We start from the raw sequence: 11,018 nt of genomic DNA on the forward strand, positions 1-11,018 counted from the left end.
CAGGTGGTCGCCGGCGTCGGGTGGAGGACTCTTCGTCGGGCGTACAAAAGCGGTTTATGCAGTTTGGAGAGCTTGCGCCGCGACCTCGTCGTAGAGCGACTCGAGGGCGCGCGTCTGGTCTTGAAGGTTGAAGTTTGTAGTGATGTGGCGGCGGGCCTGAGCGCCCAGGCGGTGGCGCAGGTCGGCGTCGCCCAGCAGGCGGGTCATGGCGGCGGCGAGGTCGGTGGGTGCGTTCTCGGCGGTCAGCAGGCCGGTCTCGTTGTGGGTGACCGCCTCGGGAATGCCGCTGTGGCGGGTCGCGACGACGGGCAAACCCAGGGCGGCGGCCTCCAGGATCGTTGTCGGCAGGCCCTCGGTGTCGCCGTCCGGAGCGGTCCGGGAAGGAGCAGCGAGCATCCGCGATTCGGCGAGGTGGCGCTGCACCGACTCGGGCGGCTGATCGCCCACGAACGTCGCGTCGAGGCGGAGTGACTCGGCGCGTTCCCGCATCTGCGCCTGGAGCGGGCCGTCGCCGATGAAGAGCGCGCGCGGCCTGGGTGAATGCATGCTCGCCAGGGCCGTCAGCAAGTCGTCGACGCCTTTCTTGGGCACGAAACGGCCGACGAAGACGACGTCCCAGCGCTTGGGGACCAGGGGGAGGGTGCCGGGCACGGGCACGCCGGTGTAGTGGACGCGCACCTTCGCCGGATCGGCACCGCAGTCGACGGCGCGGTCGCGGATCACGCCGGAGACCGCGAGGATCAGCGACGCGCGGTCGAAGGCGGTTCGCAGGTTCCGGCGGTACCGCAGGCCGCGCAGTCCGGGGCTCTTCGGCTGGCGGGTCACGTCGTGACCGTGAACGGTCACGACGAGCGGCACCCCCAGCCGACGCGCGGAACCGCTGACCAGGAAGCCGTCGCCGCCGAAGTGGGCGTGCACCAGGTTCGGGCGCAGGCCGGTGAGTGCGGCGCGCAACCGGGGTGACTCGCCGGTCAGGCGCAGCCGCAGGAAAGCCGAGCCGCCGCCCGGGAAGGTGATTGTGTCGTCGTCGCGGGACAGGGCCGAGGTGACACGGGTGGCGCCGATCCAGGACGGGTGCCATCGGGTGAGGGCGTCGCCCTGGGCGCGTACGAACGTTTCGGAGCCGGGCAGCATCGCGCTGCGCCAGATCGCGACGCGGCGTTCAGTGGGCATTCTCGGTCTTCCCGGCGGGTTGGTGTTTCCCGACGATCAGGTCGCGGAGGCGGTGGCGCACGCTGGGCGGCAGGGCCCAGATCTGCGCGTGCGTCAGGTAGTCGAGAGCGCCGGGGCGGCCGTTGCCGCGGGCCTCGGCGAGCAGCTCGCGGAAATGCCGGGCCTGGCGGGTCGGCGCGGCCATCGAGCTGAGCACGCTGAGGGCGAAGGCGGCGTACGCCCGAGCCGTGAACAGATCCCGATTGGCACGGAGCCAGGCGAGCTGTTCCTCGTACGGGTTCTCCAGGCTGATCCGGTCCCGATCCTCGTCCTGATGCCAGAGCACCAGCGGTTCCGCGGCGTACACGAGTTCCGTGTCGGCCTCCCGGATCGCCCGCAGCGTCCAGTCCAGCTCCTGCTGACGGCGCAGCCCCACGGTGAACGGCACCCGCCGCAGCAGCTCGGTCGGCGCCATGATCGTGGAAGTTTGGATGAACCCGTCGCCGTAGAACAGGCCCCGCCGCACCGTGAAGTACTCACTCAACGGCTCCCCCGGCCCCGGCAACCGGCGCGGCATGATCGAGTCGGCCCGGGGCGTCCGGTTGATCAGCCTGCTGGCGACGATCGGCAGCTTGGCGTTCGCGGCGGTGGCCAGGTTCAGCTGAACGGCGATCTTCTCCGGCAGCCACTCGTCGTCGTCGTCCAGCAGGGCGGTCCAGTGGCCGCGAGCCTCGAGAGCGCCGACGTTGCGGGCGTTCGGGGCTTTGCGGCGTTCCGGGAGAACGACGGGGCGGACCCGTGGGTCGCCGATGTTCTCCAGGGTTTCGACGGTGGCCGCGTCCGGGCCGTCGACGACGACTATCACCTCGTGGACCGGGTGGGTCTGGTTGAGGGCGCTGCGTACGGCGCGGGCGGCGAGTTGCGGGCGGTCGCACGTCGGGATGACGACGCTGACATCCAGCGCTGGGGGCATGTGTCGGCTCGCTAACGCAGGGAGCGCCGCCGGGGGGAAGCGGCTGGCCGGGCGTGGTCCGGGCCGACGGTAGGTGCGGCGAGCGGCGAGCGGGTGAATCACAGGAGGCGGGCGGGCACCGCCCAGTCGAGCAGTTCCCGCGCCGCGGAGTCGGGCGAAAAAGATCATAAGCGGCCACGCGACTATAGGGTGAATCGCGGGGGCTGCGATCGACATGGAACAGCTGATGCTCGCGCCGGCCGATGGGCTGACAGACGCGGAAGCGGCGGCCCGGCGCCGTCGCGGTGAAGCGAACACCGCTGTTCAGGGTGGTGCCAGAAGCTACGCCGAGATCCTGCGGACGAACGTCTTCTCGTTCTTCAACCTGATCCTGTTCGTGATCGGCGCCGCCCTGCTGGTGCTGGAACGGTACAGCGACGCCCTGATCAGTGTCGGTCTCGGCCTCATCAACGCGATGATCAGCGCGGTGCAGGAGATCCGGGCGAAACGGAAGCTGGATCGGCTCCAGCTGCTGGATCGGGCGGGTGTGGTCGTCGTCCGCGACGGCCGGGAGGTGGAGATCGCGCCGGAGCTGGTGGTGTGCGGTGACGTGATCCGGGTACGTGCGGGCGACCAGATCGTGGTGGACGGCCCCCTGCTCGACGGCGGGCGACTGGAGGCCGACGAGTCCCTGCTCACCGGCGAGTCCGACCCGGTCGTCAAGCATCCCGGCGACGACCTGCGCTCCGGCAGCCTCTGCGCCTCGGGTGACGGGCACCAGCTGGCGCGTGACGTCGGCGCGAACAGCTACGCCGGACGGCTCACCGCCGAGGCGCGCCGTTCGACCACCGACAAGACGCCGTTGCAGCGGCGCATCGAGTTCATCGTGCGCCTCGTCATGGCGCTGACCGCGCTGATGAGCGGCGCGATCCTGGCACAGGCCGCGATCGAGGGGTTCAGCGTGCTGCGGGTCGTGCAGATCACCGCGGTGCTGTCCGGGCTGGTGCCGTACGGATTGTTCTTCCTGATCGCGCTCGCCTACACCGCCGGAGCGGTGCGGATCGCCCGGCACGGCGCCCTGGTCCAGCAGGTCAACGCGGTCGAGTCGGTGAGCAACGTGGATGTGGTCTGCACCGACAAGACCGGCACCCTGACCACCGGCCAGCTCACCCTGGATGAGGTCGTCCCGCTCGGACCCGCGGAGTACGGCGAGGTCACGAGCGCCCTGGGCAGCCTGTCGCACAACGCCTCCACCCCGAACCTGACCACCCTCGCGCTGACCGCCGCCCTGCCGGGTGACCCGTGGGACGTCCACGACGAGGTGCCGTTCTCCTCGTCGCTGCGCTGGTCCGGGCTGGCCGCCGAGGAGGGCACCTGGGTGCTCGGCGCACCGGACGCCCTCGGACCAAGGCTGCGCCGCCCGCTGCGCGCCGGCGAGGTCACGTCCCGGACCGAACGCGGACTCCGGGTGCTGCTGCTGGCCCGCGCCGACGGCCCCCTGCGCGACGCCGACGGCCGGCCGGACCTGCCGATGCTGGAGCCGACAGCCCTCGTGGTGCTCGCCGACGAACTCCGCGACGACGTCGTCGACACCGTTCGCCGTTTCCAGGACGACGGTGTCCGGCTCAAGGTCCTGTCCGGCGACGACCCGCAGACGGTCGCGGCCATCGCCCGCCGGGCCGGCATCGCCGCCGACGATCCGGTACCCGGCGCCGCCCTCGACGACCTCGACGATCCGGCCCTCGACGCCGTGGTCGCCCGTACCGCGGTGTTCGGCCGGGTGGCCCCCGAGCACAAGGAACGGATCGTCCGCTCGCTGCGCCGGCAGGGCCACTACGTCGCGATGATCGGCGACGGGGTGAACGACGCCCGCGCGCTGAAACAGGCCCAGGTCGGTGTCGCGATGCGCAGCGGTTCCGCGGTCACCCGCGACGTGGCCGACATCGTGCTCGTCGACGACTCGTTCGCGGCGCTCCCACCGGCGCAGCACGAGGGCCGCCGGATCATCAACGGGATCGGGATCTCGCTCTACGTCTTCCTCGCCCGGGTGGCCAGCCAGTTCCTGGTCATCCTCACCGTGACCATGCTCGGCCTGGGTTTCCCCTACTCACCCACCCAAGTCGGATTGACCATGTTCACGGTCGGTATCCCCACGGTCTTCCTGACCTTCTGGGCGCGCCCACTGCAACCCGACCCGCACCTGCTGCGCAACCTGGTGCGCTTCGTCGTCCCCGCCGCGGTCGTCACCGCCACCTACGGCACCGCCGTCTACACGTTCCTCTACGAGATGATCTACCACGGGTTCACCTCCGGCCGGACCCCCGACCGCATCATCGACGAGTTCGAGAAGTACACCGGCCTGCAATACGGCGGCGACGGCGACTTCACCGCGGCCGCCGCCACGATCCTGGCCCAAACCGGACTGTCGACGTTCTTCTCCTTCGCCTCCTTCATCCTGATCCTCTTCCTGCTCCCCCGCTCCCGAGCCTTCGCCGCCTGGACCAACCCCACCGGCGACGTGCGCCCCGCCCTGCTCGTCGTAGCCCTCTGCGTGGTCTTCGCCGCCGTACTCAACGTGCCGGTCCTCTGGGACTACTTCGGTCTGATGGGCCCGTCAAAACCGGTCTTCACGGTCGTGCTGCCCGCCCTGTTCCTCTGGTGGAGCAGCCTCACGATCGTCCTAAAACTCAAACTCTTCGACCGCCTCCTGGGCCTGGAAACCCCGGCCTGATCGTTTCGCCTCCTGAACCCGGAAACCTCGGGCTGATCGCTTCGCCTCCTGGACCCGGAAACTTCGGCTGATCGTTTCGGTCACCCTTCTTTTTTTCGTACGATCCACGCAAAGTCACGCCGTCCCACGCGACCCGCTGCATGGTCCAGACCGTCCGGCGCCCGCCGGGCGTGAGCGTCCGGTCACCCTCACCCGCACCCCATCCCGGCCCTTGAGCACCGCCCCGCTCACGCCCAGCCGGGCGGATCGGCTGGTGCTCAGGGGGGCGTGGCGGTCGGAAACACCCCGCTCACGGCCAGCCGGGTTGGGCGGCTGGTGCTCAGGGGGGCGTGGCGGCCGGAAACACCCCGCTCACGGCCAGCCGGGTTGGGCGGCTGGTGCTCAGGGGGGCCTGACGGCCGGAAACACCCCGCTCACGGCCAGCCGGGTTGGGCGGCTGGCGCTCAGGGGGGCCTGACGGCCGGAAACACCCCGCTCACGGCCAGCCGGGCGGGCCGGCTGGCGCTCAGGGGGGCCTGACGGCCGGAAACACCCCGCTCACGGCCAGCTGGGTGGGGCGGCTGGTGCTCAGGGGGCGTGGCGGCCGGGAACTGCGCTGCTCGGGGCACTGGCCGGGCATGCCGCGGCCGGGATGAGCAGGCACGATCTGAAGGAGCTGGGCGAGTACCTGGATTCCGGCGAGTTCGGGCTGGTCGTGGTGGCTGTGACCGACATGGGCTCGAAGGTGGAGCGTGCCATGCGGCAGGGCACGAAGAAGGTGGCCGTGCGTGAACTCAAGGCCGACCCCGACGAGATCGAGCAGGACGCCAAGATCGCCCTCGGTGGAGCAACAGCCTGATCAGGCGGGGCAACGACGGATGATCTATTGGGTCATGATCCAGATGGGGAGCGGGGCGGTGAGCCGGCTGACGACCTGCCAGCCGCTGCGCAGGTAGAAGTCGACGTTGCCGGGGTTGCTGGTCTCCAGCACGGCCGGTAGCCCGTCCGCGGCAGCCTGGTCGAGGCCGGCGCTCATCACGGCACGGCCCCAGCCACGACCGGCGCGGGCGGGGTGGGTGCCGAGCACACCGAGGTACCAGAACGGACCGCCGGGGAAGGCTTCGTGCACAGCGTCGTCGTACTCCTTCATCCGCCCCAGCGCATCGGAGGGCAGATCCGGTTCGGGCAGCGTCTCGCCGCCTTCCGTGGGCGGCTCCCAGATGGCGACCGCGGCACGCTCGATCGTCCAGATGGACCGCCGGCCCACCCGCTTGTCGAAGAGGTGGCCGAAGAACGCCGCCGCGTGCCGCGGATAGGTCTCCTCGTCCGGGAAGAGGTGGCGCAGAACGGGATCGGCGGGAAAAGCCTCGACCAGCGACTCGACGACCGCTTCCCGGTCGGCGATGGTGGCGACGGTGATCTCTGGTGCTGTCACAGTGCCGGACTGTACGGGGAACGAGGCACCACCCTCACCCCTTAACCATCCTAGGAGGCTAGGCCCTCTCGGCAACCCACCGCAACCGGACCGCCGCGACACCACGGTGGCTGTCCTGGAGGATCGGTGCGCTCCGGCCGTACGCCTGCTTTCTGCTGTTGCCTCCTGACACTCACTCCGCAACTCAACGCATCCGGCCGGCAACCGCCGGGTGTCTCAAGGCGGGTGCAACGGCTCCGATACGTACGGCGCAAGGCCGCCGGCCCGGGCAGCCGCCGAGTGTCAGGACACACCGTGGGGCAGTTCAAGCTCTTCCTCGACCACCTGCGCGCCGCCCGCGGGACGGACCAGCGTGCTACCGCGGTCGAGTATTCGCTGCTCGCAGTCCTGTTCGCCGGCGGCCTCATCGCCGTGGTCGTCACCCTGCGCGAGGGCATCACGGCGCTGTTCACGGGAGCCGCCTGAGGGCGGTCACATGGCGGCGCGGCCGTGGCGCCAGTAACCGATGAAGTCCACATTCTGCTTGGGCACCTGCTGCTGCTCCACCAGGTGCCGGCGGCCACCGGTGACCAGCGCGGACTCGCCGACCAGGTAGGCGTAGACGTCGCCGGTCGGCAACTCCGCCTCCCGCAGGCGGGTCAGGGCGAGCTCACCGGGCACACCGCCGGCACCGTTGCGGGCAACCCAATCGATGCGTACGCCGGACGGCACCCGGAACTCCTGCCGATCCTCAGCCGACGGGATCTCCACGATGGCCACACCTCGCGCGTCCTCGGGAAGGGACTCGCAGATCCCGGCCACCGCGGGCAGCCCGGTCTCGTCGGCGACCAGCAGGGTCCAGTCGTGCTCGTGCCGCGGGTTGTAGCCCACACCCTGGTCGAGCAGGCCGGCCTGATCGCCCGGCTTCGCGTTCAGCGCGAACGAGGCGGCCGGACCGCAGCTGCCGTCGGGCTCCAGGTGCACCACGAAGTCGACGTCGAGTTCGCGCTGTTCGGGCCGGTGGGCGCGGACCGTGTAGTTGCGCACGTACGGCCGCTTCTGCTTCGCGGTGGCGAGGTATTGCGCGTACCAGAGGCCGGAGGCGCGGGTCGGCAGCTTCAGGCTGTCCTGACCCGGCCGGGGCAGGAAGAGCCGGAACCACTGGTCGAAGCCGGTGGCGGTGAACCTGTCCAGGCCCTCCCCGCCGAGCGTCACCCGGACGACGTTGGGCGAGATCCGCTCGCTCCCGACCACCTCGAGCAGAAGCACATGCGGGTCGACCGCCTTACGAATCCTGTGACTGGCCATCGTGTGGACCTCCGGGGCTGCGACGGGCGATGTAAGCGCCCGGCGTCTCACCGAAGTGCCGCCGGAACGCGAGAATGTAACCGTTGGCGCTGGTGAAGCCCACCCGGACGGCGACGGCGCCGACGAGCAGTCCCTTCGCCAGCAGGTCGAGCGAGTGGTTCAGCCGCAGGCGGGTGCGCCACTCGGTGAAGGCGAGCCCGGTCTCCGCGCGGAACGCCCGGCGCAGGCTCGTCGAACTGGTGAAGTGCCCGGCCGCCCACTCGGCGGCGGTGCGCTTGTCCCCCGGGTTGCCGGCCAGCTCACGGGCGACGGCGCGGGCGATCGGGTGGTACGGCTCGGGCAGCGGGAGCCGGCTCGGCCGCAACCCGGCGAGGGCGGCGAACAGGCCGGGGCCGGGCGGTTCCCCGGTGGCGATCCGGGAGCGGGCCAGCAGCCACTCGCGTACGTCCGGAGTGACTTCCACCGCGATGGCGTCGCGGTACGGCAGATCATGCCCCGGCGTCTCGAACTCCTCCGACAGCACGAGCGCGTCCCGGCTGAACCGGGCGCCGTGCACCACGCCGGCCGGGATCCACAGGCCGGCCGCCGCGTTGACCAGGAACTCCCTGTCCTGGGCGTTCACCGCGATGTGACCGAGCGGGGCGTACACAAAAAGGTGTTCGTCGTGAACATGCGGTGGATGGCCCCACTCGGCCAGCGGAGCGTCGTCCGCCTCGACCGTGTCCGCCATCGTCACCGATCCCTCCGACCTTTGAGTTAGGTGACCCTAACCCATTCCCGAACCGCTCCGGTGACGAGCCGGTTCCTGGGTTGGATCGAGGGGGGTCGCTCACCCGTACGCTCGCTCCCGTGTCCAGCCGGAACCACGTTTCCATCGCTGCGGGAGTTGACGGTCACTGTTCGGGGGCCCACAGCGTCTCGCGGGACGGGCTGGATCTGCCGGCCTCGCCGAGCAGGGCGCCGATCGGCCGGTCATGCCCCTCCAGGAGATCGCCGGCCTGGACCGGCCGGTCGGCGCTCATCCACCACCGATCCGCCGGGTGCACGACACCGGGACCGATTCGCCGGGGTGCACGAGAGCCGGGTGCACGACACTGGGGCCATGAGGAGGATCCTCGTGCGAGGTGCTCTGGGCGTACCCCTGATTCTGATCTTGATCGTGGCCCTGGCCTGGGTCGCGCAACGGCGCCTGATCTATTTTCCGGATCGCGGCGTGCCGCAGGCGGCAGCGCAGGCGAGCGACGTCACCTTGCGCACCGCGGACGGGCTGCGGCTGGATGCCTGGTTGATCAGACCACCATCGGGTACGCCGGACCTGCGCGTCTCCGTCCTGGTAGCACCGGGTAATGCGGGTAATCGGCACGGTCGGTTGCCGCTCGGGACGGCTCTGGCGGGGCTCGGGCTGACTGTGCTGCTGCTCGAATATCGGGGGTACGGCGGTAATCCCGGCCGTCCTACGGAGAGTGGTCTGGCCCGGGATGCTGATGCGGCCTGTGACTATCTCGCGGAGCGGGTGGGGTTTCCGGTCCTCTACTACGGCGAGAGTCTGGGGGCGGCGGTGGTGACTGCTCTGGCGGTTCGGCGGCCGCCGGTGGGGCTGGTGCTGCGTTCGCCGTTCGCGGATCTGGCGGCGGCTGGGCGGGAGCACTATCCGTTGCTGCCGGTTCGTCAGCTCCTGCGGGACCGGTTTCCTGTGCTGTCCCTCATTCCGCGGGTTCCTGTTCCCACGGTCGTCGTCTACGGGACCGCTGACCGGACGGTCCCGCCGTCCCAGAGTGCGGCCGTGGCGGGTGCAGCTCCCGACCTGCGGCTCGAGCTCCCCATCCCCGGCGCCGATCACAACGACCCCTCGCTGGTCGCCGGCCCCCACCTCCGATCCGCCCTCCTCCCCCTCCTCCCCCCTTAACCTCTCGCCCGACCCCCCTCACGCCCAGCTGGCACTCAGCGGCGCCTTTCCGCCCTCCCGACCCCCCTCACGCCCAGCCGGCGCTCAGCGGCGCCTTTCCGCCCTCCCGACCCCCCTCACGCCCAGCTGGCACTCAGCGGCGCCTTTTCGCCCTCCCGACCCCCCTCACGGCCAGCCCGCTCCACCAGCTGGCGCTCAGCGGCGCCTTTCGGTGGCCGGGACCCCGCTCACGCCCAGCCGGACCTCAGCGGTAGCGGGCCAGCTCGGCGGCGACTGTCATCGCGGTTTCGCGCGGGCGCTCGTGCAGGTCGTCCGCGGTGAAGCGCAGCACCGTCCAACCGGCCGACCGCAGCGCGTTGGTCCGGGCGACGTCGCGGCGGTACTGGTCACGCTCACGATGATGGTCACCCTCGTACTCGACCGCGAGCCTGGCGGCCGGCCATGCCAGGTCGACACGGCCGATCAGCCGGCCTCGATCGTCGCGTACCTCATGCTGGGGCACCGCGGGCGGCACGCCTGCGTCATGGAGCAAGAGCCGCAACCGGGACTCCATCGGCGATTCCGCGCGGGGATCCGCCAGCTTCAACACTTCCTTCAATTGTGCGACGCGTGGCCATCCCCGGCGTTGCACAGCCATTTCCTGCACGACCACGAGATCCGGTTTCACGTCGCGGATCATTATGTCCATCGATACCAGGGCTTCCGTACGCCGAAGGCGTCTACCAAGATCGAACGCAGTGCGTTCCGGCGTGGTCACCAGTACTCCATCAAGCTCGGTGAGGTCGCTGTCGGCGATGACGGTGTGGTGCGCGACGATCCTGGAGTTGCGGTTGGTCCATCTGTCGCGCGGAGTCACCACCGACACCGGCGACGTGGCACGCGACAGTTCGGCACCCCAGAGGTAGGCCGCACTCAGCCCACCGATCGCGGACCCCCGGGGAAGGATCAGGCTCACGGCCGCACACCAGAGGCGGTGATCGACGACGACGTCACGGTGTGCGTAGACATCGGGCAGCAGGCGTCGCCACTTGCCACCGCGGAGCATGTCCTTGCTGACGGTTCCGGCGGCGACTGCGGCCGACCCGCGGAACGGGAGCTGGGCGAGTGAAGCGGGCAGGTGCGGTTTCGTGGTCATCGAGCCAGGATCGCCATCACCGCCGAAACGCGCGTCGACGCCTGTGGACAGATGCCCAGTGTGGACAACTCAGCCGGCGCCAGAATGTCGGCTAGGCGCTCCCCGAAACCCCCCTCACCCCCAGCCGGACAGACCAGCTGGCGCACAGCGGGGCCCTGCCGGCCCCGAAAGCCCGCTCACGACCAGCCGGGCCGACCGGCTGGCGCCCAGAGGGGCCCGACGGCCAAAAACACCCCGCTCACAACCAGCCCGACGGACCGGCTGGCGCCCAGAGGGGCCCGGAGGCCGAAAACACCCCCCTCACGACCAGCCAGGCCGACCGGCTGGCGCCCAGAGGGGCCCGACGGCCGAAAACACCCCGCTCACGACCAGCCAGGCCGACCGGCTGGCGCCCAGAGGGGCCCGACGGCCGAAAGCACCCCGCTCACGACCAGCCAGGCC

The 11,018-nt window shown here is 70.5% G+C and carries 11 protein-coding genes; 4 read left to right on the forward strand and 7 right to left on the reverse strand.

Translation table 11 applies throughout. From position 1 onward, the window contains the following. Nucleotides 1-54: 54 nt before the first annotated feature. Both ACFQV6_RS08120 and ACFQV6_RS08125 read right to left on the reverse strand, forming a co-directional pair. Nucleotides 55-1,173 carry a glycosyltransferase gene (locus tag ACFQV6_RS08120; protein ID WP_378026729.1) on the reverse strand — a complete coding sequence of 373 codons (1,119 nt, stop codon included), beginning with the start codon at nt 1,171-1,173 and terminating at the stop codon, nt 55-57. Continuing rightward, nucleotides 1,163-2,125 (reverse strand): glycosyltransferase family 2 protein, encoded by a 963-nt coding sequence (locus ACFQV6_RS08125; protein ID WP_378026730.1) that lies wholly within the window; start codon nt 2,123-2,125, stop codon nt 1,163-1,165. Before ACFQV6_RS08125 ends, ACFQV6_RS08120 begins: the two co-directional genes overlap by 11 nt. A gap of 214 nt (nt 2,126-2,339) precedes the next feature. On the opposite strand from ACFQV6_RS08125, the gene ACFQV6_RS08130 reads away from it, so the two are divergent. Further along, nucleotides 2,340-4,835: an HAD-IC family P-type ATPase gene (locus ACFQV6_RS08130; RefSeq protein ID WP_378026731.1), complete on the forward strand. Its 2,496-nt coding sequence runs from the start codon at nt 2,340-2,342 to the stop codon at nt 4,833-4,835. A gap of 631 nt (nt 4,836-5,466) precedes the next feature. After that, complete coding sequence (locus ACFQV6_RS08135) at nt 5,467-5,673, forward strand: hypothetical protein (RefSeq protein WP_378026732.1); 207 nt, start codon at nt 5,467-5,469, stop codon at nt 5,671-5,673. Between the two features lie 24 nt (nt 5,674-5,697). Here ACFQV6_RS08135 and ACFQV6_RS08140 read toward each other — a convergent pair whose 3' ends face one another. Then, nucleotides 5,698-6,249, reverse strand: a complete 552-nt coding sequence (locus ACFQV6_RS08140; protein ID WP_378026733.1) for a GNAT family N-acetyltransferase — start codon at nt 6,247-6,249, stop codon at nt 5,698-5,700. A 294-nt stretch (nt 6,250-6,543) separates the two neighbouring features. On the opposite strand from ACFQV6_RS08140, the gene ACFQV6_RS08145 reads away from it, so the two are divergent. Then, a complete protein-coding gene (locus tag ACFQV6_RS08145; protein ID WP_378026734.1) occupies nt 6,544-6,714 on the forward strand; it encodes a Flp family type IVb pilin in 171 nt (56 codons plus the stop codon). A gap of 6 nt (nt 6,715-6,720) precedes the next feature. Here the strand turns inward: ACFQV6_RS08145 and ACFQV6_RS08150 are convergent, their stop codons facing one another. The 3 genes from ACFQV6_RS08150 to ACFQV6_RS08160 all read right to left on the reverse strand — a co-directional run bounded on the left by ACFQV6_RS08150 (nt 6,721) and on the right by ACFQV6_RS08160 (nt 8,558). After that, nucleotides 6,721-7,536 carry a siderophore-interacting protein gene (locus tag ACFQV6_RS08150; RefSeq protein ID WP_378026735.1) on the reverse strand — a complete coding sequence of 272 codons (816 nt, stop codon included), beginning with the start codon at nt 7,534-7,536 and terminating at the stop codon, nt 6,721-6,723. Further along, a complete protein-coding gene (locus ACFQV6_RS08155) occupies nt 7,514-8,266 on the reverse strand; it encodes an AraC family transcriptional regulator (protein ID WP_378026736.1) in 753 nt (250 codons plus the stop codon). Before ACFQV6_RS08155 ends, ACFQV6_RS08150 begins: the two co-directional genes overlap by 23 nt. A gap of 163 nt (nt 8,267-8,429) precedes the next feature. Beyond that, nucleotides 8,430-8,558, reverse strand: a complete 129-nt coding sequence (locus tag ACFQV6_RS08160) for a hypothetical protein (RefSeq protein WP_378026737.1) — start codon at nt 8,556-8,558, stop codon at nt 8,430-8,432. Nucleotides 8,559-8,638: 80 nt separating this feature from the next. On the opposite strand from ACFQV6_RS08160, the gene ACFQV6_RS08165 reads away from it, so the two are divergent. Continuing rightward, nucleotides 8,639-9,442, forward strand: a complete 804-nt coding sequence (locus tag ACFQV6_RS08165) for an alpha/beta hydrolase (protein ID WP_378026738.1) — start codon at nt 8,639-8,641, stop codon at nt 9,440-9,442. Nucleotides 9,443-9,686: 244 nt separating this feature from the next. Here ACFQV6_RS08165 and ACFQV6_RS08170 read toward each other — a convergent pair whose 3' ends face one another. After that, on the reverse strand, nt 9,687-10,577 hold the full coding sequence (locus ACFQV6_RS08170) for a DUF559 domain-containing protein (RefSeq protein WP_378026739.1): 891 nt from the start codon (nt 10,575-10,577) through the stop codon (nt 9,687-9,689). Nucleotides 10,578-11,018: the final 441 nt, after the last annotated feature.

The sequence above is a fragment of the Actinoplanes sp. GCM10030250 genome (assembly GCF_042666575.1).
In the GTDB taxonomy this organism is placed as follows: Bacteria; Actinomycetota; Actinomycetes; order Mycobacteriales; family Micromonosporaceae; genus Actinoplanes.